Origin of the sequence: Amycolatopsis decaplanina DSM 44594, assembly GCF_000342005.1 — a bacterium.
Lineage (GTDB): Bacteria > Actinomycetota > Actinomycetes > Mycobacteriales > Pseudonocardiaceae > Amycolatopsis > Amycolatopsis decaplanina.
Window position 1 is genome coordinate 136190 of the sequence record NZ_AOHO01000068.1, and the last position, 21755, is coordinate 157944.

Below are 21755 nucleotides of genomic sequence, written 5' to 3' on the forward strand. Positions count from 1 at the left end.
TTTCCGAGGGTGTCAAGCCGCGATGTCCCGGCGCCGGAAGCCCGCCACGCCGGCCGTGAGCGAAGCGCAGGCGATCAGGACGAGCCAGGGAACGGACGTCATGCCCGCCGTCGAACCCGGCAGGCTCGGCAGATGGGTGAACGGCGAGAGGTCCAGGACCACTTGGGGGACGCCGAAGAGCACGCCGAACTCGCCGACGACGACGACCGCCACCAGCACCACCCAGACCAGGCCGAGCTTGCGCGGGAGCAGCCCGAACAGGGCGCACGCGAGCCCGGCGAGGACCCACACCGCGGGCAGCTGGACCAGCGCGGCGGCCGTCAGGCGGACGATTTCGGCGCCGGGGCGCCCGGTCTGCAGGCCGCTCGCGAGTCCGGCGCCCAGACCCGCCGCGAACAGCGGGACAGCGCTTCCGGCGATCGCGAGCACCAGATAGCCGGACAGCAGCCGGATACGCGAAACCGACGCCGCGAGCAGCGGCTCGACCCGAAGCGCCTCTTCTTCGGCGTGCAGGTGCGTCAACGCGGACATCGCGTAGACCGAGACGACGACCCCGGCGATACCGAACTCCAGGGCGAAGAACGCGTCCGACAGGGCCTTCTCCCCGCCCAGCGCGAGAATGAGTTGCTCGGCCCTGGGATTGTCGAGGAATTCGCCGATACCGTTGGCCAGATTGCCGAGGACGAGCCCGAGCACCAGGTACACCGCTGTCCAGGCGAGCAGGCCGGCCCGGTTGAGCCGCCAGAGCAGGCCGGCGGTGCTCCGCAGGCCACGACCGGCATGGGCGGGGCCCGCGCGATCGGCCAGCAGACCTGCCCCGAGGTCACGGCGGTCGCTCAGCCTGACCGCGAACAGCACCAGCGCGGTGGCGAACGCGAGGGGAAGGGCCATGACCCACCAGCGTTCCCCGGCGAACGGCCGGATCTGCTGTGCCCAGCCGATCGGGGACAGCCAGGAGAGCCATTCCGGTCCGGAGTCCCCTATGGCACGCAGAAGGTAGGCGAGCCCGAGGACGCCGCCGGCGATCCCGGTCGCCATCCTCGTGGACCGGCACAACTGCGCGGTGACCGCCGCGACGGCACCGAAGGCCCAGCCCGCCGTCATCCAGCCGGCACCCAGCGCCATCGAACCGGCCAAGGGCAACCCCGCGGCGGCCAGTCCACCGGCGGTCAGGATGCCGATGGCCAGTCCGGTGACGACGGTGACCGCGAACGCCGCGGCGAGCGGCGCGTGCCTGCCGAGCACGCCGGACCCGAGCAGATCGAGTCTGCCGGACTCCTCCTCCGCCCTGGTGTGGCGGACCACCGTGGTGATGAGCAGCAACGCGACCAGCGCGGCACCGAGACCGGTCAGCTTGAGCACCGCGGCGGCACCGAGCGATGTGGGGTCGTAGATGCGCCCGTAGAAGGCGACCAGCGCGGGGACGGCGTTGACCGCCTCGGCGAACACGGTCAGCTCCCGTTGTGACGGATAAAGGTCCGCCGTGGCGGCGGCCGCTCCGGCGGTGGTCGCCGCACAGGCGAGTGTCCACAAAGGAACCCGCAAGCGCTCACGGCGCAGGGTGAGGCGGAACAGGACGCCGGTCCCGGTCAGCGTGCTCATCGAGGCTCCGGGGCGGCGGGTTCGCGATAATGGCGCAGGAAGAGTTCTTCGAGGGTCGGAGCCTGGCTCGTCAGTCCCGCCACTCCGGCACGGCTGAGCGCGGCGAGGACCGCACCGAGGTCGGAGTTGTCGACGGTCATCCGGAAGGTGTCCCGGTCCTGGCTGAAATCGTGGACGCCCGGCAGCGCCGCGAGCCCGTCCGGTGACCCGGTCAGCCGCGCGGTGAGCGACGTCCGCGTCAGGTGCCGGAGTTCGTCGAGGCTCCCGGTGTCGACCACGCGCCCGCCCCGGATGATGCTGACGCGGTCGGACAACGCCTCGGCCTCGGCGAGGATGTGGCTGGACAACAGCACGGTCCGGCCACGGTCGCGTTCCTCCCGGATGCAGCCGCGGAAGGCGTCCTCCATCAGCGGGTCGAGACCGGCGGTCGGTTCGTCGAGCAGGAGCAGTTCGGCGCCGGAGGCCAGCGCCGCCACGACGGCCACCTTCTGGCGGTTCCCTTTGGAGTACGCGCGTCCCTTCCGGGTCGGATCGAGGTCGAACAGGTCCAGATAGCGGTTACGGCGGCGTGCGTCGATGCCGCCCCGCAGCCTGCCGAGCAGATCGATCACCTCGCCACCGGTGAGGGTCGGCCAGAGAGACACCTCGCCGGGCACATAGGCGAGACGCCGGTGGAGCGACACCGCGTCACGCCAGGGATCCCCACCCAGCAGCCGCATCTCCCCGGCGTCGGCCCGCAGCAGTCCCAGCAGGAGCCGGAGAGTCGTCGTCTTGCCCGCGCCGTTCGGGCCGAGGAACCCGTGGACTTCGCCGGTCCGGACGGTGAGGTCCAAGCCGTCCAGCGCCTTGGTGCGGCCGAAGCTCTTCCGCAGGCCGCGGATCTCGATCGCGTTCACCGGGCACCGTCCAGCAGGATCCGGCGTTCCGCGGCCGCGATCGCGCTCCGGGACGCGTCGACCACGTCGGGGTTGACGGAGATCGACGTGATCCCGAACCGCACGAGATGTTCCGCGAAGCCCGGCTTCACCGAAGGTGCCTGCCCACACAGCGAGGAAGTGATTCCGGCATCTCGCGCGGCACCGACGATACGTCCGATGGTGTCGAGCACGGCGGGGTCGGCTTCGTCGAACAGCTCCGCGCAGATCGCCGAGTCCCGATCCACCCCGAGAACCAGCTGAGTGAGGTCGTTGCTCCCGATGGACACGCCGTCGATGCCCAAGCCGGCGTACTCGGGAAGCCAATGCACCACGGACGGAACCTCCGCCATGATCCAGCGGTGCAATCCGCGCTGCCGCCCGAGCGGGCTCGCGTCGATCAGCTCGAGACAGGCCTCCAGCTCCCATTTCGTGCGGACGAACGGGATCATGAGGTGCAGGTTCGGCGTCTGTTCGCGGACCCGCGCGAGCGTGCGGAGTTCGAGGTCGAACAGGTCCTTTTCCCGCACGTAGCGGAAGCAGCCGCGGTAGCCGATCATCGGATTGCTCTCGACGGCTTCGTAGGCCTCGCCCCCGGCGAGACCGCGGAATTCGTTGCTGCGCAGGTCGGTCGTCCGGTAGACGACCGGGCGCGCACCGAAGGGACGCGTGATCCGCAGCAGCGACTCGGCCATCGAGTCCACAAAGGACTCTTCTTCGCCCTTGGCGATGAGGTCACGGGGATGACGTCCGCCGAGCGCCTCGGTCAGCAAGAACTCCGCCCGTAGCAACCCGACCCCGTCGACCTGTCGCGCGGCGACCTCTTCGGCGTGTTCGGGCATGGCGAGGTTGACGTAGAGCCTGGTTCCGATCGTCTCGGCCGCGGCGGGCGCGGCGATCGGTTCGGTGCGCGCCGGAGGCCTGGTGTAACCGGACCGCACCTCGCCGGTGTTTCCGTCCACGGTGACGGGCCCGCGCCCCGCGAGCACCCGCGTCGCGTCGCCGGTGCCGACAACGCAGGGGACCCCCAACTCCCGCGCGACGACGGCGGCGTGGCAGGTCATCCCACCGCCGTCGGTCACCAGCGCGGCAGCCCGCCGGATGGCGGGAACCCAGTCGGGGTTGGTCATCGGCGCGACCAGCACTTCACCGTCCCGCAGCAGGCCGCCTTCGGCCGGATCGCGCAGCACCCGCACCAGCCCGCCACCGACGCCCGGCGACGCGGCCAACCCCGTGACGAGGACGTCCGGAGGCTGCTCGCGATCCGGCGGCAACGTGGTCACCGGCCGCGACTGAACGATCCAGACTTCCTTGCCCGCCAAAGCGAACTCGATGTCCTGAGGCGTCCCGTAGTGGTCTTCGATCCTGGTCGCGAGCCGCGCCAGCTCGAGCACGGTCGCATCGTCGAGCACGCGGCGGCCCGCCGCTTGCGCGGGAAGGGCGACCTTGACGTCTCCCCCGCCGACCTCGGCGATGATCTTGTGGGTCTTGCTGCCGACCCGGGCCGAAACCAGTCGCAGACCCGCCTTGGCGACCAGATAGGTGTCCGGTTCGACCGCCCCGGAGACGATCGCCTCACCTTGGCCGAAGACCGCTTCGATGGCCAGACGGTCGCGATCCCCGGAACGCGGATCCGCGGTGAAAATGACGCCGGAGCGGTCGGCGGCGATCATCCTCTGCACGACCACGGCGATGGCGGGTTCCGCGGTGAAGCCGCGACTGGCGCGGTACCCGATCACCCGGGGCGAGAACAACGACGCCCAGCAGTCGACGATCCGCTCGCGGACGGCGTTGTCCCCCCACACGTTGGTGAAACTGGCGTTCATCCCGGCGAACGAGGCTTCCGCGCCGTCCTCCCCCGTCGCCGAGGACCGGACCGCGATGGGTGTCGACTGCCCGATCTCGTGATAGGCGCCGATCACGTCCGTCAGGACGCCGGCGGTCATCCCCGCCCGGTGGACCAGGGCGCGCAACTGGTCGCACAGCCCGGACAGCTGTTCCGGCGCATCGGCGGACGCGAGGGCCTTTTCGTGCAGTTCCGCGATCTCACCGCGCACCCCCGCTTCGTCGAGCGAGGCGAGGTACGCCCCTCGGAGCACGACGAACCCCGGAGGAACGGAAAAGCCGGCGGTGATCAGCTCACCGAGATTCGCGCCTTTGCCGCCCGCCGATTCGGCGTCGGCGAGGCTGACCGTCGACAAGTCGCGTACGTAGCTCATCGCTTTCCCTCCGGACGTTGGCGTTCCACGGAATCCATGCTCACCGGAGGCGCGGGTGCCGCTCTGCTGGCCAAGGTCCCGGTGCGACGGGACTTCGTCCCCACGCCGGGCCGGCGGCACCGGGTCGGGTCTCGCCTGCTCACCGGCCGGGTCATGATGCGGGCACTCGACAGGCGAACACAGATCCGTTCTGTTGCGGGGTCGATCGCGGGTCCGGTCCGTGAAGGCCTCCTTGAGGGACTCTGGGTCCCTCAAGGAGGCCTTCACGGACCTCAGGCGAGCGAGGGCACCGGGACCGAGTCGGCCAGGTGGTCGTGAGTGGTAAGTGACGTTCTAACGTGACGTTCTAACGCGACTTACCACTCACGACCACCTGACGCGGGCACCTCGTGCGCTTCCGCTCAAGTTCCCGGCACTTGATCCCACGCCAGACCTCAGCCGCCGGATCTCAGCCGCCGGACCTCCGCGGCTCAACGGCCGAGCTGAACGGGCTTCTCGGTGACGCCCTCGATGTCCGCCGCGGCCGCGTCGAGCAACCGGTGCGCGAGCTCGCTCAACGCACGGGACGCGGCCAGTTCGTCACCGATCTCGGGTACGTTCGCGTCGGCCGGATTGAGCCGCGCGATCCCCACCCCCGTCAAGCCGGTGTCGTCCCGGTTCACCAGCCGCGCGGTCGCGCGCGTCCGCGCTTCGTGCTCGTCGATGAAGATCTCCACGGTCCAGCGTTTCTCCTGCATTCGGGCCTCCTTGGTCCGTTGTCCGTCCGGGGATCCACCGTGTTCCGGTGGCGGCGCCGGTTGAAAGTGCCGAAGGTCCCGGCTCGGCGGACGGCCCTCCGATCGAGGCTGTTCGGCCCTAGTCGCCCGCCCGCGTCCCGAGAACCGTTGAGCGGGTCCATTCCACGAAACACCGGTCGGTGACGCCGGGGAAGGAGACCCGATGTTCCGCACTGCCATCCCGCTCGGCCGGTGGGCCGGGGTCTCCGTACGAGCCCACTGGTCGGTGCTCCTCGTGCTCCTGCTGATCACCGATCTCCTGGCGTCGGCCGTCCTGCCCCGGGCCGCTCCCGGCGCGAACACCGCGTGGTACTGGGTCACCGGTGGGCTCACCGCGGTGGGCTTCCTCGTTTCGCTTCTTCTCCACGAGCTTTCCCACGCCGCCGTCGCGCGGCGCCACGATGTGGGGGTCAGGCGGATCACGCTGTGGATGCTCGGTGGCGCGGCGGAGCTCGAGGGCGAACCACCGACGCCGAAAGCCGATCTGCGGATCGCGGTGGCGGGCCCGATCACCAGTCTGCTGATCGGGGGCGCCGGGCTCGGTGCCGCCGCTCTGGCGGCCGGCGCTCTGCCGCCGTTGCCGGTCAGCGGCCTGGCTTGGCTCGGAGCCAGCAATCTCCTGCTCGCGGTGTTCAACCTGCTGCCGGGTGCGCCGCTGGACGGCGGCAGGATCCTGAGGGCGGTCATCTGGTGGCGGCGGGGAGACCGCGCCAGGGCAGGCGCCATCGCCGACAGATCCGGTCAGGTACTGGGAGCCGCCCTGGCCATGGCGGGTTTCGCGCAGCTGTTCTTCCTGGGGCAGTTCACCGGTCTTTGGCTCGTCCTGCTCGGCTGGTTCCTGATCTTCTCGGCACAGGCCGAGTTCACCGCCGGTCCGTTGCGCGAACGGCTCGGCGGGGTGCGGGTGGGCGACATCATGAACTCGTCACCGGTGACCGCGCCCGGCTGGTGGACGGTGGACGCCTTCGCCGAATACGCCGCGGGCGCGGGTCACGAGCGTGTTTTCCCGGTGCTGTCGTTCGACGGGGTTCCTGTCGGCATCGTCAGCTTCGGCGATCTGATCAAGGTGCCCGCCGGCGCCCGGCGCGCGACCAGGGTCGCCGACGTCGCACGGAAGGATCGGGCCGTCACGGTAGTCGGCGTCGACGCGCAGGTGACCGCGCTGATGGAGCGCGGCTTCCCCCGGCCCGGCCGCGATCTCCTCCTGGTCACCCGGGCCGGCCGGCTCGCAGGTGTGGTCGGATCCGACGACCTGGCAAGGGCCTTCGAATTGGCCGCGCTGGGCCACCGCCCGCGGACCACCGACGGTCGGACCCCGTCTTCTCTCAAAGCGTGAAGTAGGCCTCTTCCTCTTGCGCGAAGTGGAGCGTGAGGATCGCGTCGAGGCCGTAGAGAGTCGCCCTGAGATCGTCGACCTGGTCCGCTCGGATGCCGTCCGGCGCCTCGTCGAGATGTCTGCGCAGCCGCCGGGCCAGCCGCTCGATCTCGGTGTGCTCCCGGCTCATCGTGATCGTGCTGTCAGGATCTCCCAGCACCTCGGACAGCGCCGGATACAGCTGCTCCTCCTCGGCCCGTTCATGCGGCAGAAGCCGCTCGGTGAGCAAGCGGCTGGCCTGCCGGACGGCGTCGTCGGCGTCCTGTCCCACACCCTCCGCCAGTGCGTCGGCGGCCAGGCGAACCGCGGAACGGACCGGCAGCAGGGTTTCGTGCTCGCCGGCGAATCGCCGGACCAATCCCACCGGTGCGCGTCGGCGGGAGGATCTCGGAGAGACCACGGCCCGGAGTGAATTCACGATGACGGCGACATCGATACCCTCCTGGACCAAAGCCCCCAGCACCGGTGCGAGCCACCCGCCCGCCGCGGCGAGCATGGCGAGCACGGACAGTCCGGTGCCGATCCCGGCGCTCTGCACCGCGAGCCGTCTGGCGCGCCGGGCGATCTCCACGGCGTCGGCCAGCCGGTCGATGCGGTCGTCGAGGATGACCGCGTCGGCGGCTTGGACGGCGGCCGTCGAACCGCGAGAACCCAGCGCGACGCCGACCGACGCGGCCGCGAGGGCGGGAGCGTCGTTGACTCCGTCCCCGACCATGGCGGTGACCGTGTTTTCGTTTTCTCCGCGCACGAACGAGATCTTGTCGCCCGGGGTGCATTCGGCGTGCAGGTCGTCGAGACCGAGCATCGCCGCCACCTCCTCCGCGTTGCCGACACGATCGCCGGTGAGCAGGACGATCCGCGTCAAACCCGCCGAGCGCAGCCGTCGGAGCGTCCGGGCCGCGTCCGGACGGAGCCCGTCTCTCACCAGCAGCGCGGCGACCGGCTTCTCGTCCTCTTCGACCCAGATCACGGAGGCCAGATCGAGCCTCCCTCGCCGTTCCACTCCACGCGCCCAGCCGGGAAGCTCGCCATCCGACCGCCTGCCCACGCGGATCTTCTTGCCGTTCACCATCCCCTCGGGTCCGCGCCCCGGCGTCTCGGACACCGCCTCGGCCCGCGGCAGTGGGACTCCGGCGGACCTCGCCGCCCGCAGAACGCATTCGGCGAGCACATGCGGCGAGAACTCCTCGACCGCCGCGGCGAGCCCGAGAACGCGCTCCGCCGAGTCCTCCGGGGCGCAGACCACGGCGGTGATCTCCGGGCGCCCCGCCGTCACCGTGCCGGTCTTGTCCATCGCGAGGGTGCGGACCCGGCCGAGCAGCTCCAGCGCGGCGCCGTCCTTGACGACCACCCCGGACCGCGCCATCCGGGACATGCCGCCGGTCACCGCGACCGGTACGGCGAGCAGCAGCGGACAGGGCGTGGCGGTGACGAGTACCGCGACCGCCCGCACCGGGTCCGCGGTGAACGCCCACGCCAGGGCGGCGATGACGAGTGCCGTCGGAAGGAACCAGACCGCCACCCGATCCGCCAGTCGCGCGATCGGTGCGGTGGCCGAAGCGGCCTGCTCGGCGAGCCGGACGACTCCGGCGTAGGTGCTGGCGTCGGCGGTCGCGGAGGCCAGCAGCTCGACGACGGCCCCCGCGTTGACGACACCACTGCGAACCGCGTCACCCGTGTGGCCGACAGGCTCCGCTTCCCCGGTCAAGGCTGACTCGTCGAACGTCCCTTCACCACGGACCATCCCGTCCACCGGAACGACTTCACCGGGCAGGACCACGACCACGTCGCCCGGAAGCACGGAAGCGGCCGAAACCGTCTCGACGAGGTCGCCTCGGCGCACATGGGCCGAGGTCGGCGCCCGGGCCAGCAGCGCGGAGAGGTCGCGTCCGGCGCGACGTCGCGCGGCCGCTTCGAGCACCCGGCCGGTCGCGACCATCGCCGCGATGATCGCCCCGGCGAGGTACTCGCCGACAGCGACGGTGCCGCCCAGCGCGAGCACCGCGAGCACGTCCGCTCCCCATCTGCCCGCCCGCAGGTCGGCGAGCACCCAGAGCGTCGCCGGTACGAACATCACCGCGGTGGCGCCCGCCCACAACACCGCCGCGGGCACCGGGCCCACGCCGCGGGCGATCCCGCCCGCGGCGAGCAACGTCAGCACCCCGATCAGCAGAAGGACTTCGACAGACGGTAGCCATCGCGGCGTCGTCATCCGGTCGGCCTGTTCGCTTCGTCGTCCCACCCGAAGCGGACCCGGTCGACGACATCGACGACGCCGGCGATCCGGCGCACCAGCGCGTGCAACAGGACGGCCTGGCTACGCCGTTCGACTTCACCCCGCAAGGTCACGATGCCGTCTTCCACGTCGACCCGGACATCACCCCGCGACGGGCGCCGGACCAGTTCGGAGATATCCCGCGTGACCTCGTCCCGGATCTCGGTGTCCGTCCGGACGAAGGCGTGCACCAGGTCTGCGCGGCTGACGATCCCGGTCAGTTTGCCGAGGCGGTCGACCACCGGCAGTCGTTTGACCCGGTGCCCCACCATCAGCCGGGCCGCCTCGACCAGTGGAACGCCGTCTTCGACGGTGATCGCGGGGGCGCTCATCACGTGCTCCGCCGTGCGTCCGTCCGTTCTGGACCGGATACCCGGCATCCTCGGCTGCGCCCCGGTCATCGCCTCCACCTGTTTGAGCAGCAGATCGGCTTCGGAGACGACACCGACGACATCGCGATCGTCGTCCACGACGGGGACGGCGCTGATTCCCCGGCCGGCGAGGATTCGCACGATGTCCGCGATCGGTGTGCTCCTCCGCACCGAGCAGACGTCCCGGGTCATGACGTCACGGACGGCCACTCCGGTCATGACGGATGCTCTTCGTCCTCTTCGGATGATTCCGCACGCTTCCGCGCGCGATAGGAATCCGCGGCGAAGTATTTCCTCATCGCCGCCTCCGCCAACTCGGCCGAAGATCGGGACGGACCCGATCCGGTGGCGATCGCGTCCCGTGCCTCCTTGGCCGCGCGCGCGTTCTCGACGTCGTTCATGTTCTGTTTCCTTCCTTGGAGTGCGGATTCCGAAGCCCGGTGCCCGCACGGACGACGGCGACCGGGCACGGTGCCCGGCCGGCCAGGCTTCGACTCACCGAACCGGACAACAGCCCGGCGAGAGCGCCTCGGCCACGGGTTCCGACCACGATCAAGCCCGCCCGTTCGCCGTATTCCCGCAGTGCCGTGCCCGCTCGTCCCCGGACCACAAGACATCCGAAGGGAACGTCCGGATACTCGCGTGCCACCGAAGACACCTCGACGGCCAAAGCACGTCGCTCGGCGTCGTGGAGGACTCCCGAGCCGTCGAAACGCCGCACCCCTGGCCGAATCGGGCCCAGTTCGCTCCACGTCCTGAGCGCGGTCACCGAGGTTCCCAGCTCCGCCGCCTCCTGGAAAGCGAACCGCACGGCGGCGGCGGAAGCGGGCCAGCCGTCGACACCGACGAGTATCGGACCAGGACGCGTGTCGCCGTCCCGGACGATCACGAGCGGGCACCGTCCGTGGGCCGCCAGCGCGAGTCCCGTCGAACCGAGCAGAAACTTGCCGGCACTTCCGAGCCCGCGGGAACCGAGTACCAGGAGAGCGGCCCGGCGCGATTCCTCGACGAGCACCACCCTCGGGTCGCCCTCCACGACTTCCGTGGTGATGTCCAGCCCGGGCACGGCCTCCGCGGCGCTCTTCCCGGCGGCTTCCAGGCGCCGGATCCCGGTCTCCCGCATGGCTTCACGAACCTCCGCCGCGGTGACCTCCAGGGCAGGGTAATCACGTCCGGCCGATTCGTACGCGTGCACGAGCCGCAACGAAAGTCCACGACGACAGGCATCCGCCGCTGCCCAGCGCGCCGCTTCCACCGCGGACCGCGAACCGTCGATCCCGGCCACCACCGGATTCGACCGGCCGCCGTAGCACCGTTCTTCCATCTCTCGACCGCCTCCCACGGAGCACTGCTACCAAGCCTGCCTCCGTCACGGCGGGCAGGTGAGTGCCCGGCGCCCCGGTGTGCGGGGTCGTTGGCCCGCCCGGCGCGGGACGTTCGGCCCTGACGCCGCGGTCGAGTCCGGGAGAACCCTTGGCCTTTCCGGAGAGGAGACCTCGTGATGCCCGACAGCGGAACGCACCCGCCATCGACGGCCACCGCGGAACTGCTGGCCGACCGATTCGCACCGGAGCCTGCCTTTTCCGTGCTTCGGCACCGGGTGGTGGATGCCGACACGGCCACCACCTACGCCGCGGTACGCGGATTCGACTTCATGGAGGTGGGCGGCCCGCTCGTTCGCGCCGCGGGCTGGGTACGCGGCCTGCCCGAGCGATTCCGTCGCGGTCACGGCCCGTCGGTGCCCACCCGGCTCACGTTCGATGACATGACGACGGATTCGGACTGGGTCGTCCTCGGTGAACGGCCCGGCTTCGAACTGGTCGCCGGGGTCGCGGGCAGGTTCTGGCAACCGGTGATCGAGTGGCGACGGGTCGAGCCCGGCGAGTTCGCCGAGTTCCGCGAACCGGGTTACGGGAAGATCGTCCTGTCGCTGTCCGTCCGCGGATACGGCGAACAGCGCTCTCTCCTGTCTTACGACATCCGGGTCACGCTGACGGACTCCGCGAGCCTGGCCCGGTTCCGGCTGTACTGGGCGGTGGCCTCGCCGTTCATCAAGGCCATTCACACCGCGACGCTGCGGACGATCGCCCGGGATGCCGAGAACGCGAACCCGGAGGGAAAGTGAGTACCGGTCACGACTCCGCTCTGCCCGACGTCTTCGCGCCCCGTCCGGCCTTCGTTCTCACGGAGACCTCGCGAGTCGACGCTCCGGCCACCACGGTGTACCGGGCGATCGGCGAACTTCGATCCGCGGACGTGCGTTCGCCGTTGGTCCGGACGCTCGTCCACGCGAGAGGCCTTCCCGAAGTGCTCCGCAGGCACGGGCTCCGCAGGCACGGGCACTTCCCCGATCCAGGCGAGATCGTGCTCGGCGAACGAGGCGCTTTTCTGTAGAGGGGTGGGGCAAAGGTGGCTTCGTGTCGAGGTCGGTTCAGTGACGCTGCGCTACACCAGGCCGAGAATATCGACTGTGTGGATTTCGGGACGTTGGACGTCCCGAAATCCACACAGTCCCGCGCGATCGGTCCGGTCACGCAGGCCAGACCTGCGGAGACGTGAGGGGGTGTGTGGAAACAGGGACAGTGAATGTCCCTGTTTCCACACACCCATCACTCTGAGTGACTCACGAGGCTCGGTCACTGGTCACGACCGGTGCCGCGTGACGATGGCCTCCCGCACGGCCGCGAGCCGGGCGCGCTCCGCGTCGTCCGCGGCGTTCTGCTCCGCCTCGGTGACGATCACGGCGTCGGGGCCGGGAAAGACCGTGGACACATGGTCGTCGTGTGGCCAGCGCACGACATAAGGCGGCGCTCCGTCCGGGGAGCGGACCTCGATGATCAACCCACGCTGGTCCGGTTTCCCGACGGCCGGTCCCTTGATGACGAGCCAGTCTCCTCGCTTCGCACGCATGATTCCACCTTTCCGCCCCGCCGCCCGGCGCGGCCTTTCATCCGGTCGCGCCGAACAGGGATTCTTCGCGCTTCTCCGCGCTTTCCCTGCCGACAAAGGAGTTCAACGCACGGAAACTGTCCATCAACTGTGCGGGGAACACGATCGTCGAATTACGTTCGATGGCGATCTCGGAAAGGACCTGCAGACTACGCAATTGCAACGCGACCGGGTGGGCGGCGATGACATCCGCCGCCTCGGCGAGTTTGTCCGCGGACAACGCCTCTCCCTCCGCGGCGATGATCTTGCCGCGCTTCTCCCGTTCCGCTTCGGCCTCCCGCGCCATCGCCCGCTGCATCGACTGGGGCAGCTCGATGTCTTTCAGTTCGACCACCTCGACCAGCACTCCCCAGCGTTCGGTCGTGACGTCGAGGATCTCCTTGATCGACTCGTTCAGCGTCTCGGTCTCCGAGAGCACCCGGTCCAGAGGCGACCGCCCGACGACGTTCCGCACCGTCGTCTGCGCGATCTGGCTGATCGCCGCCTGCACGTTCTCGATGGCGACGATCGACCGCACCGGGTCCACCCGGCGGAAGTAGGCGACCGCGGCCACGCCGATCGACACGTTGTCCTTCGTGATCACCTGCTGGGACTGGATGGGCATGGTCACCGTGCGCAGGCTGACCTTCCGCATCTTGTCGGCGAACGGGATCATGAAGCGGATCCCGGGCTCGCGGACCGGTCGTAGCCTGCCGAACCGGAACACCACGCCCCGTTCGTACTGCCGCACGATCGCGACGCCGAGATTGCTCATGCCGCACTTCCTCTCGGTTGTCCGTCGATCACGTCGTTCACCGTCCTCCTCGCGCCATCGGCCGTGGAGGGCCGAAGGTCCCGACGTCGTGCGCCCCGGGTCCGCCGTCCGAAGAGCAGCAGGAACGGGAGGGTGCACAGCAACGGACCGAGCACCGCGATCGGCCGTTGCAGCCACCAGGTCACGTCCGGAAGCCGGTCATCGGAAACGCCGTTCCCGAAGAGGAAGTAGACGCAGGCCTTCGCCAGTGCCATCCCGGTGGTGTGGAAGAGGAACAACGGCAGCGCGTAGTGGTCGAGCAGACCGATGAACCGGCGCCAGCGCGGCCTTGCGAGCCGTCGTTCGAAGAACGGGCGGGTCACCTCGGCGAACCCGACCTGGAACGTCAGCAGCGCGACGATCGCGAATGTCGGCGGCCCCATGTTCGACAACCGATCACCCGGAACGCCGACCATCGATCCCGGGTACAGCCCCGAGAACACCAAGCCGGCGAGACCGAACAGACCGGCCCAGAGCAACGCGTGCCCCCACCGCCGCGGTGCCTCGACGACCCGCCGGTGGAAGAAACCGGCCTGATGGGCAAGGCCCCAGACGACGACCATGTTCACCCAGCCCGCCTCGTCCAGGCCGTAGTGGAATCGCATCACGTCGGCGCCGAGTGCGACGCCACCCAGCCAGACCAAGACCACGACGTCGAACTTCCGGTGCAGCCACAGGCTCAACGGCAACAGCGCCAAAAGGACGACGTACACCGCGAGGAACCACAACGGGCTGATGATCAACAGCACCGCACCGCGAATCCAGCGTAGATTGGAGAGCGACGCCGCCGTCACGCCGACCGCGGTCCAGCTCAGCACCAGCGCTCCGGCGGGCACGACGAGACGCCTGACCTGGTGCCGGACGTACCGGCCGGGTGACTCCCCTCGTGCCCTCGCCCGTCGCCAGGACACCAGGTGCACGTATCCCCCGACATAGAAGAACATCGGCATCACCTGCAGAAGCCAGGTGAAGATCCACAAACCGGAGAAGAACCCGAGCGGGCTCGTGGGCATCGGCCCGTCCGGTGACCACCGCAGGATGGTGAACGCCCAGTGCCAGACCACCACGACGATCAGGCTGACCGAACGCAACCAGTCGACATACGGCTCCCTCGCCGGATTCTGGCCGTCACCGTCTCGGTGCTGCTGCTCGCGGCCGCCACGGTGCTCGCGAACCGCGTCCTGCCCGGATGGGCGTATCCCGTGTGCGGTGTCGTGACGGCGGCCGCGCTGATCGCCGTCGCCAGGCTCTCCGGCCTCCGGCTCGCGGCGATCGGGCTCGGCAAGCGCACCGCCGGTCGCGCCGCCGTCATCGGCCTCGCGGGCGCCGGGCTGGTCGGGCTCGTGTTCGCGGTGGCGCTGGCCGTACCCGCGCTCCGGACGTTCTTCGAGGACGGCAGGGTCGGGACGCCGGCGATCGGTCAACTGTTGTGGCTCGCCCTGCTCCGCATTCCGCTCGGCACCGTTCTCCTCGAGGAAGTCGCCTTCCGAGGGGTTCTCCCGGCCCTGCTCGGCGCAGGCGAACGCTGGCGCTGGGCGCCGGTTCTCGGCGCCGCCACCCTGTTCGGTCTGTGGCATCTGCTGCCCTCGCTCGCCTTGGTCCGCAACACCGCGGTCAACGCCACTGTCGGCGGTCTCCCGCTCCCGGTGATCTCCGTGCTGGCGATGGTCGCGGCGGCCGGTGCCGGGATCTTCCTGTATTGGTGGCGGCACTGGGGAAAGGGTGTCCTGGCGCCCGCCCTCCTGCACTGCGCGACCAATTCGGGCGGCCTCCTCATCGCCTGGTGGGTGCTCTCGCACCCGTGAAAGCCTGTTGGCGGAGCTGAGATGAGGACGGGCTGAGGCTCATCCGGCCGCCGTCGCCAGAAGCCGCGCGGCGAGCATGGTGCCCCAGGCCTCGGCACGCTCCTGCTCGCCGTCGCACAGGACCGTGGCGTTCTTGCCGGCGTCCACGAAGAAGCTCTCCGGTGGCACCAGCGGAACACCGCGGCGCTTCAGCAGCAGCTTCCGTGCGCCGACCGCGGCGGAACCGGTGAGCCACCGAGCTCGGCGCAGCCTGGTGTCGAAGACCGCGACAGGGACTCGGCGTGACGCCACCGGCAAGGCGCTCAACCATTCCCGTACCCCGGTCGACGAGCGGACTCCGCCCTCGACCTGCTGCCGTGCGCTTTTGCGGGTGGCGGGACGGGCCATCCCGTGGGCATGGGTGGGACCTCCGACGACGAGCAGGCCGACACCGTCCCACTGGGCAGGGGCGTCGTCGACGTTGACGACGTCGACCTCGCAGGAGCCGGCCAGGCCCTTGCCGATCGCCCTGGCGACGATCTCGGTGTTGCCGAACATCGACTCGAACACCACGAGTACCTGCATCACGATTCTCCTTACCGGTTCGGCGAAAACTCCTTCGAAACACGGGTGACCGCGACCGCGGCCAGCGCCACCCCGGCGGCGAGCAGCAGCGCGCCCGAGAGCAGCAGGACCCAGGACAGCGGGCCGAGTATCGGAAAGGTGGCGCCCGCCTCCGCTCGCACGTCCACCCCGGCCGAGCCGTCGGTGTTCATCACCACGAGGGTCCAGTCGCCGGCTTGGTCCGGCCAGCTGATCGTCTGCGTTCCCGTGCCCGCCGCGGAAACCGTCCAGATCCCCGCCTCCCACGGGAGCACCGGCGACCCCGGAGAAGGATGTACGGTCAGCTCGCCGGAAGAGAGATCCGTGACCGTCGCATAACCGGCCCCGGCCAGATACCGCTCCGCCGCCGAAGTCGGTGCGACACCCACGAAGACGTCACCCGCTCCGAGGTCGGTCACACGCACGCGGACGTCACCGAGGGCACGCGTGGCGGGTACACCGTCGGCGGCGGCGAAGCGAACACGTTCACTCACCAGGGCGTAGGTGTCGGTGCGATAAGTTCCCGACACCGTCAGATACCCGTCGTCGTCACGGACGGCTCGATCCAGCCACAGTAAGGTTCCACCTCCGGTGAGCAGACCGGTCGACAGGACGACCAACACCACACCGGCCACGACCGACACGATGCGGCCGGATGTCCACCCGGCACCGGCCGGACGGTTCCGCTCCGGTTCCGCGGGTCCCTCGGCGGGCGGACCCGGCTCGGTGCCGCCCGGATCCAGCCGGAACGGCGGGTAATCGTCCGTCATGAGAGCGGCGTACGCGCCCACCCGGATGACCCACCGATCCAATCCGAGTACGAAGTCGAAGATCGGCTTGGGATATTCGCCCCGCACCAGCAGGATGACGGCGGCGATGAGCACCAGGATCCCGATCAGTCCGCCCGCTCCCCACCGGAAGCCGTCGTCCGAGGTGTTCCACAGCCACAGCCCGCCCCCGGCGAAGAGACCGACGAGAAGGTAGTGCGGGAGCGCGAGCAGCCACCATTTCACCAGCACGAGACCGCGGGACAACCGCTCCGGATAGTCGATCTCGAGCCGGGCGGGATAGCCGGGGTCGTCGGCGAGGGTGAACGGCGGATATTGGTCGGTGCCCAGCGCCGCGTAGGTGTAGTACTGCACTCGCCACGTCCAGCGGAGCACCCCGACGTCGAACTCGAAGATCGCCCGCGGATACCGGCCGGTGAACAGGATGGCGAAGAACGCCACCACCGTCAGCGGGACGAACGCGAGCCACAGCACCGCGAGCACGAGATAGTGCGGGATCGCGAGCAACCATTTCACCAGCCACAGCCAGCGGGACAGATCGGGATCGAGCGAGGCCTCGACGCGGACTGCCGAACTCATGGACGCCTCCTTGCCGGGAGCGGACCTTTCGACGATCCTGCGCGGCCGCGCGGGGGAACAGAATCGAACGGCCCGGTGAACCGGGCCCTCCGGCCCTCCACCGTCCACCTCGTCCGGAGAACCATGGAACGTGGCCCCTTCACCCGTTGAGCAGAGGCAGGTTTCCGATGGACCACGGCCTTCCCGACGACTTCACCGTCGAATCCGCGGTGGCCCTGGCCGGCCGCGCTCCCTCCGTGCACAACTCCCAGCCCTGGCAATGGCGCGTCGGGGATCGCACCGTCCACCTCTACGCGGACCGGACCCGGAAGCTGAGCGGGACCGATCCCGACGGCCGGGACCTCATCCTGAGCTGCGGTGCGGCCCTGCACCACATCCGGGTCGGCTTCGCGGCCTTGGGCTGGCATACCGAGGTGCACCGGTTGCCCAACCCGGCCGAGCCGGACCACCTCGCTTCCCTCGAACTGCACCGGCACGAACCCACCCAGGAGGACATCGCGCTCGCCGCCGCCATCCCCCGGCGCCGGACCGACCGGCGCAGGCACAGCTCCTGGACCGTGCCCGCCGGGCACCTCGAGAACCTCGCCCGGCACGCGGGCGACGAAGGCACGATTCTGCGACCCGCACTCGACGCCGCCCGGTACCACCTCGCCCGCGCCATCTCCGAAGCCGCCGAGGTCCACGCGACGGACCCCGCTTACCGGACCGAACTCGCCGCCTGGAGCGGCAGGCACACCGCTCCCGACGGCGTCCCTTCGGCGAACGCACCCGTGCGGGACGACACGCCCGGCGCCCTGCCCGCGCGTGCGTTCGCCGACCCCCGGCTGGACCAGCCCGAAGGCTCGGCCGGCGAAGCGGACGAGACCGTGTTGCTCGTGCTGAGCACGGCTTCCGACGACACCATGTCGCGGCTTCGTGCGGGCGAGGCCACCAGCGCGGTGCTGCTCGCCGCGACCAGCCTCGGCCTGGCCACCTCTCCGCTCACCGAACCGCTGGAAGTGGCGGACACCAGGACGAAGGTGCGCGACCTGGTCACCGGCGGCACCTTCCCGCAGATGGTGCTGCGGACCGGTTGGGCGCCGGTCAACGCCGACCCCTTGCCCGCGACCCCACGCCGGAATCTCGGCGAGGTGCTCGCGCCGCTCGGGACACCGGTGACCGGCGAAGCGCGCTACCAGAGCCACTGAATCGAAAGGGGCGATCATGCCTTACTGGCACTACTCCGACGGCGACGGCGGCTGGATCGGCATGCTGCTCATGCTGATCACCGTGCTCATCCTGGTCGGCGGCCTCATCACCGTCGCGGTGATCGTGTTGCGCCGCACCACCAAGACCTCGACCGGTCACGACGACGCGGTCAGGATCCTGAACGAACGTTTCGCCCGTGGGGAAATCGACAAGGACGAGTTCGAAGCACGGCGTGCCGCGCTCCGCGGGTGACCGGGCCCGCGCACGAAGGGACAAGCGATGTCACGGACGGCCAAACCCGGCCCGCCCTCCGACCCGATCCCACCCACGAGCCCGCCCGAACCCTCCGGATGGCGTCGCTGGGTTGTCCCCGCGGTCTTCCTGGTGATGCTGCTCCTGTTCTTCCTCCCGCACCTGCTGACCGCCGAGACACCCTCCTTCGGCTACACGGAACTTCTGTCCAAAGTAGACGCGGGCCAGGTGGAGAAGGTCACCGTCGACGACAAAGGGGCGATCAAGGGAAACCTCCGTGACGGAACCGCCTTCACAACGCAGCTTCCCGTCGCCCTCACCGATGACCAGTTGCTGCCGAAACTGAAGGAGAAGGGCGTCCAGGTCACCGGTGCGCAAGGGGGCACGTCGGCCGTGCTCTCCCTGCTGGGCAGTCTGGTGCCGTTGCTCCTTCTGGTGGGCTTCCTGATGTGGATCGGCAAAGGAGCGCAGCGCTCCCTCGCCGGAGGGGGCGGTTTCGGCCTGTCGAAGGCGAAGATCATCGAGGCACAGCGGCCCACCACCCGGTTCGCGGACGTCGCGGGGTACGAAGGGGTCAAGCAGGAGGTCAGTGAGATCATCGACTTCCTCCGCGACCCGGATCGCTACGCGGCCGCGGGCGCGAAAGGGCCGCGCGGCGTCATCATGGTCGGACCGCCGGGAACCGGGAAGACACTGCTCGCCCGCGCCGTGGCGGGCGAAGCCAGTGTGCCGTTCCTGTCGGTCACCGGTTCCGAGTTCGTGGAGATGTTCGTCGGCGTCGGCGCCTCGCGGGTCCGTGATCTGTTCACCGAGGCGAGGAACCGGGCGCCGTCCATCATCTTCATCGACGAGATCGACGCCGTCGGGAGCCGCCGGGGCGTCGGCGTCACGGGCGGGCACGACGAACGCGAACAGACCCTGAATCAGCTTCTGGCCGAGATGGACGGTTTCGATCAGAGCAGCGGGATCGTCGTGCTCGCCGCCACCAACCGGCCGGAATCCCTCGACCACGCGCTGCTCCGACCCGGCCGGTTCGACCGGCAGGTCACCGTGCCGCTGCCGAACCAGGACGAACGCGCGGCCATCCTCGCCGTCCACGTGAACGGCAAGCACCTCGGCCCCGACGTCGATCTGCGGCGGGTCGCCCGGGGCACCCCTGGTTTCTCCGGCGCGGACCTCGCGAACCTCGTCAACGAGGGAGCCATCAACGCCGTCCGCGCCGGGCGGACGACCATCACGGCGGCCGATCTGGACTCCGCCCGCGACCGGGTCCTGCTCGGCCGCCGCGAAACCTCCAACGCCCTGCTGCCCGAAGAGCGGCACTCCGTGGCCGTGCACGAATCCGGTCACGCGCTGATCGCGGCGCTGTGCGAGCACGCCGACCCGGTCGCGAAGGTCACCATCCTCCCGGCGGGGATGGCCCTGGGCGCCACCGAGCAACTCCCCGAAGCCGAACGGCACCTTTACAGCGAGGCCTACCTCACCGATCTGCTGACCGTCCGGCTGGGCGGACGCGCCGCGGAACTGGTGGTGTTCCGCCAGGGATCCACCGGCGCGGCCGACGACCTCGCCGGCGCCACCGCGCTGGCGGTGAAGATGGTGACCGAGTTCGGCTTGTCCACGGCGCTCGGTCCGGTCGCCTATCCGGCCGCTCACGTCCGGTTCCTCGCCGAGGACCCGGCTGAGCGCAGGCACGGCGGTTTCTCCGAAAGAACGCAGCAGGTGATCGACCAGGAGGTCGCGCGACTGCTGCGCGCGGCCGAGGACCGAGCCGTCAGTACCCTGCGCGGACATCGGAAGGCGCTGGATCTCCTGACCGCCGAATTGATGAGCCGAGAGACCGTGGACGGGAGCGTCGTCCTCGACGCGCTCCGGCACGAAACCGAAGCCGGCGATCTCGCGTCCTGAACGCTCCAGGAGGCACCGATGGACCATCTGAGCCCGCTCGACGCGGCGTTCCTGGAGCTGGAAGACGGGGACTCCAACGCCTCTCTTTCCCTCGCGTCGGTGGCGGTGCTCGAGGGGCCGCCGCCGTCGCACGCGGACTTCGTCCGGTCGATCACCGTCCGGCTGCCACTGATCCCCCGCCACCGGCAGAAGATCCACCGTGTGCCGCTCGATCTGGGGCCCCCGGTGTGGGTCGACGACGACCGGTTCGACGCGGCCCGGCACTTCCACCGGGTCGCCGTTCCGGCCCCTGGCGGGGAGCGAGAGCTGTGCGAACTGGTCGCCCTGCTGATGGGGGAACGCCTCGACCGGGATCATCCGCTGTGGGAGTTCTGGGTCATGGAGGGGCTTTCCGGCGGTCGCTGGGCGGTGCTGTCGAAACTGCATCACTGCGTCGCGGACGGCGTCACCGGTAACGAGCTGCTGAAAGTCCTCTTCACAGACGCGGCCGCGGGCACCGCTACGGCCGGACCGGCACCCGACCTCGGCACCGTGGACCTGCTCAAGGACGCCGCGCGCCGGCTCCTGCTGACTCCCGCCCGACAGCTTCGCGCGGTCGTACGGCTGGCGCTCTCACCTTCACGGGCGGTGCGCGAGATCGCGGATGCCCTCTCGGGTTTGAGGGCGTTCACCTCCGCGCTCATCCCCGCGGCGCGGTCGTCGCTCTCCGGCCCCGTCGGCCCGGACCGGCGCTACGAGGTGGCGCATACCTCTCTCGACGACGTGCACGGCATCTGCCGTGCTTTCGAGGTCACGGTGAACGACGTGGCACTCGCGGCCGTCACGGGCGCGTTCCGCGCCCTTTTGCTGCGGCGAGGCGAGGAGCCGGTTCCGAACGCGATGCGCGCGCTCGTGCCGGTCTCCGTCCGCGGAGGCCACGACACCGTCGGCAACGAGGTCTCGCTGATGCTGCCCCTGCTCCCCGTCGACGTTCCCGATCCCGCGGGAAGGCTGGTCGCCGTTCATCGGCGCTCGGCCGCGTTGAAGGCGAGCAAGGAGGCGGAAGCCGGCGCCGCTTTGACCGGCGTCGCGGCATCCGCCCCGTTCGCACCGGTCGCGTGGGCCGTCCGGCTCGCCGCCGGCCTTCCGCAGCACAACGTGGTCTCGGTCGTCACGAACGTCCCCGGCCCGCGGACACCGCTGACCTCGCTCGGACGCGAGGTGGAGGACCTCTACCCCTACGTCCCGGTCGCCTTGCGCCTGCGGACCGGCGTGGCCGTGCTCTCCTATCGCGACAAGCTCAACTTCGGGATCACGCTGGACTTCGCGAGCGCACCGGACGCCGGTTTCCTCGCCAAGGCCATCGAAGCCGACGTCTTGGCCTTGGCGAGGATCGCGCG

General features: G+C 69.9%; 20 protein-coding genes and 1 pseudogene. 8 read left to right on the forward strand and 13 right to left on the reverse strand.

Translation table 11 applies throughout. From position 1 onward, the window contains the following. Positions 1 to 12: 12 nt before the first annotated feature. The 4 genes from H074_RS25960 to H074_RS25975 all read right to left on the reverse strand — a co-directional run bounded on the left by H074_RS25960 (position 13) and on the right by H074_RS25975 (position 5472). Entirely contained in the window at positions 13 to 1602 is a 1590-nt protein-coding gene (locus tag H074_RS25960; protein WP_007033043.1) for an ABC transporter permease, read from the reverse strand. Beyond that, complete coding sequence (locus tag H074_RS25965; RefSeq protein WP_007033044.1) at positions 1599 to 2498, reverse strand: ABC transporter ATP-binding protein; 900 nt, start codon at positions 2496 to 2498, stop codon at positions 1599 to 1601. Before H074_RS25965 ends, H074_RS25960 begins: the two co-directional genes overlap by 4 nt. After that, complete coding sequence (gene ppsA, locus H074_RS25970) at positions 2495 to 4735, reverse strand: phosphoenolpyruvate synthase (protein WP_007033045.1); 2241 nt, start codon at positions 4733 to 4735, stop codon at positions 2495 to 2497. The genes H074_RS25965 and ppsA overlap by 4 nt, the downstream gene beginning before the upstream one ends. A 470-nt stretch (positions 4736 to 5205) precedes the next feature. After that, on the reverse strand, positions 5206 to 5472 hold the full coding sequence (locus H074_RS25975; RefSeq protein ID WP_007033046.1) for a DUF1876 domain-containing protein: 267 nt from the start codon (positions 5470 to 5472) through the stop codon (positions 5206 to 5208). Between the two features lie 202 nt (positions 5473 to 5674). On the opposite strand from H074_RS25975, the gene H074_RS25980 reads away from it, so the two are divergent. After that, positions 5675 to 6847, forward strand: a complete 1173-nt coding sequence (locus H074_RS25980; protein WP_007033047.1) for a site-2 protease family protein — start codon at positions 5675 to 5677, stop codon at positions 6845 to 6847. On the opposite strand, the gene H074_RS25985 is transcribed toward H074_RS25980, so the two are convergent. From H074_RS25985 to H074_RS26000, 4 genes are read right to left on the reverse strand one after another with little or no spacing between them, the layout of a single operon-like run. Beyond that, a complete protein-coding gene (locus tag H074_RS25985) occupies positions 6837 to 9098 on the reverse strand; it encodes a heavy metal translocating P-type ATPase (RefSeq protein ID WP_007033048.1) in 2262 nt (753 codons plus the stop codon). The genes H074_RS25980 and H074_RS25985 overlap by 11 nt on opposite strands. Beyond that, on the reverse strand, positions 9095 to 9751 hold the full coding sequence (locus H074_RS25990) for a CBS domain-containing protein (RefSeq protein WP_007033049.1): 657 nt from the start codon (positions 9749 to 9751) through the stop codon (positions 9095 to 9097). Before H074_RS25990 ends, H074_RS25985 begins: the two co-directional genes overlap by 4 nt. Next, complete coding sequence (locus H074_RS41690; RefSeq protein WP_007033050.1) at positions 9748 to 9933, reverse strand: hypothetical protein; 186 nt, start codon at positions 9931 to 9933, stop codon at positions 9748 to 9750. The genes H074_RS25990 and H074_RS41690 overlap by 4 nt, the downstream gene beginning before the upstream one ends. After that, on the reverse strand, positions 9930 to 10856 hold the full coding sequence (locus tag H074_RS26000) for a universal stress protein (RefSeq protein ID WP_007033051.1): 927 nt from the start codon (positions 10854 to 10856) through the stop codon (positions 9930 to 9932). Before H074_RS26000 ends, H074_RS41690 begins: the two co-directional genes overlap by 4 nt. Before the next feature lie 177 nt (positions 10857 to 11033). Here H074_RS26000 and H074_RS26005 point away from each other — a divergent pair, with 177 nt between their 5' ends. Together H074_RS26005 and H074_RS26010 are read left to right on the forward strand one after the other, a co-directional pair. Next, on the forward strand, positions 11034 to 11657 hold the full coding sequence (locus H074_RS26005; RefSeq protein ID WP_007033052.1) for a hypothetical protein: 624 nt from the start codon (positions 11034 to 11036) through the stop codon (positions 11655 to 11657). After that, positions 11654 to 11926 carry a hypothetical protein gene (locus H074_RS26010; RefSeq protein ID WP_007033053.1) on the forward strand — a complete coding sequence of 91 codons (273 nt, stop codon included), beginning with the start codon at positions 11654 to 11656 and terminating at the stop codon, positions 11924 to 11926. The genes H074_RS26005 and H074_RS26010 overlap by 4 nt, the downstream gene beginning before the upstream one ends. 249 nt (positions 11927 to 12175) lie before the next feature. Here H074_RS26010 and H074_RS26015 read toward each other — a convergent pair whose 3' ends face one another. Genes H074_RS26015 through H074_RS26025 form a run of 3 tightly spaced genes read right to left on the reverse strand, consistent with a single transcriptional unit; the run spans position 12176 to position 14365 of the window. Next, positions 12176 to 12442, reverse strand: a complete 267-nt coding sequence (locus H074_RS26015) for a DUF1918 domain-containing protein (protein WP_007033054.1) — start codon at positions 12440 to 12442, stop codon at positions 12176 to 12178. A gap of 37 nt (positions 12443 to 12479) precedes the next feature. Then, positions 12480 to 13235, reverse strand: coding sequence for a slipin family protein (locus H074_RS26020; RefSeq protein ID WP_007033055.1), 756 nt, complete (start codon positions 13233 to 13235; stop codon positions 12480 to 12482). Next, a complete protein-coding gene (locus tag H074_RS26025) occupies positions 13232 to 14365 on the reverse strand; it encodes an acyltransferase family protein (RefSeq protein WP_007033056.1) in 1134 nt (377 codons plus the stop codon). The genes H074_RS26020 and H074_RS26025 overlap by 4 nt, the downstream gene beginning before the upstream one ends. Before the next feature lie 48 nt (positions 14366 to 14413). Here H074_RS26025 and H074_RS26030 point away from each other — a divergent pair, with 48 nt between their 5' ends. Next, the gene (locus H074_RS26030; protein ID WP_007033057.1) at positions 14414 to 15079 is read left to right on the forward strand and encodes a CPBP family intramembrane glutamic endopeptidase; all 666 of its coding nucleotides are present in this window, start codon (positions 14414 to 14416) and stop codon (positions 15077 to 15079) included. A 39-nt stretch (positions 15080 to 15118) separates the two neighbouring features. Here H074_RS26030 and H074_RS26035 read toward each other — a convergent pair whose 3' ends face one another. Both H074_RS26035 and H074_RS26040 read right to left on the reverse strand, forming a co-directional pair. Continuing rightward, positions 15119 to 15643 carry a flavodoxin family protein gene (locus tag H074_RS26035; protein WP_007033058.1) on the reverse strand — a complete coding sequence of 175 codons (525 nt, stop codon included), beginning with the start codon at positions 15641 to 15643 and terminating at the stop codon, positions 15119 to 15121. Between the two features lie 11 nt (positions 15644 to 15654). Then, positions 15655 to 17028 carry a DUF4389 domain-containing protein gene (locus H074_RS26040; RefSeq protein ID WP_007033059.1) on the reverse strand — a complete coding sequence of 458 codons (1374 nt, stop codon included), beginning with the start codon at positions 17026 to 17028 and terminating at the stop codon, positions 15655 to 15657. A 167-nt stretch (positions 17029 to 17195) separates the two neighbouring features. On the opposite strand from H074_RS26040, the gene H074_RS26045 reads away from it, so the two are divergent. From H074_RS26045 to H074_RS39520, 4 genes and pseudogenes are all read left to right on the forward strand, one after another. After that, positions 17196 to 18215 carry an Acg family FMN-binding oxidoreductase gene (locus H074_RS26045; protein ID WP_007033060.1) on the forward strand — a complete coding sequence of 340 codons (1020 nt, stop codon included), beginning with the start codon at positions 17196 to 17198 and terminating at the stop codon, positions 18213 to 18215. A gap of 16 nt (positions 18216 to 18231) precedes the next feature. Continuing rightward, a complete protein-coding gene (locus H074_RS26050) occupies positions 18232 to 18468 on the forward strand; it encodes an SHOCT domain-containing protein (protein ID WP_007033061.1) in 237 nt (78 codons plus the stop codon). Between the two features lie 27 nt (positions 18469 to 18495). After that, positions 18496 to 20376, forward strand: coding sequence for an ATP-dependent zinc metalloprotease FtsH (gene ftsH, locus H074_RS26055; RefSeq protein ID WP_007033062.1), 1881 nt, complete (start codon positions 18496 to 18498; stop codon positions 20374 to 20376). An 18-nt stretch (positions 20377 to 20394) separates the two neighbouring features. Then, a pseudogene (locus H074_RS39520) lies at positions 20395 to 21735 on the forward strand (wax ester/triacylglycerol synthase family O-acyltransferase); the annotation flags it as partial. Positions 21736 to 21755: the final 20 nt, after the last annotated feature.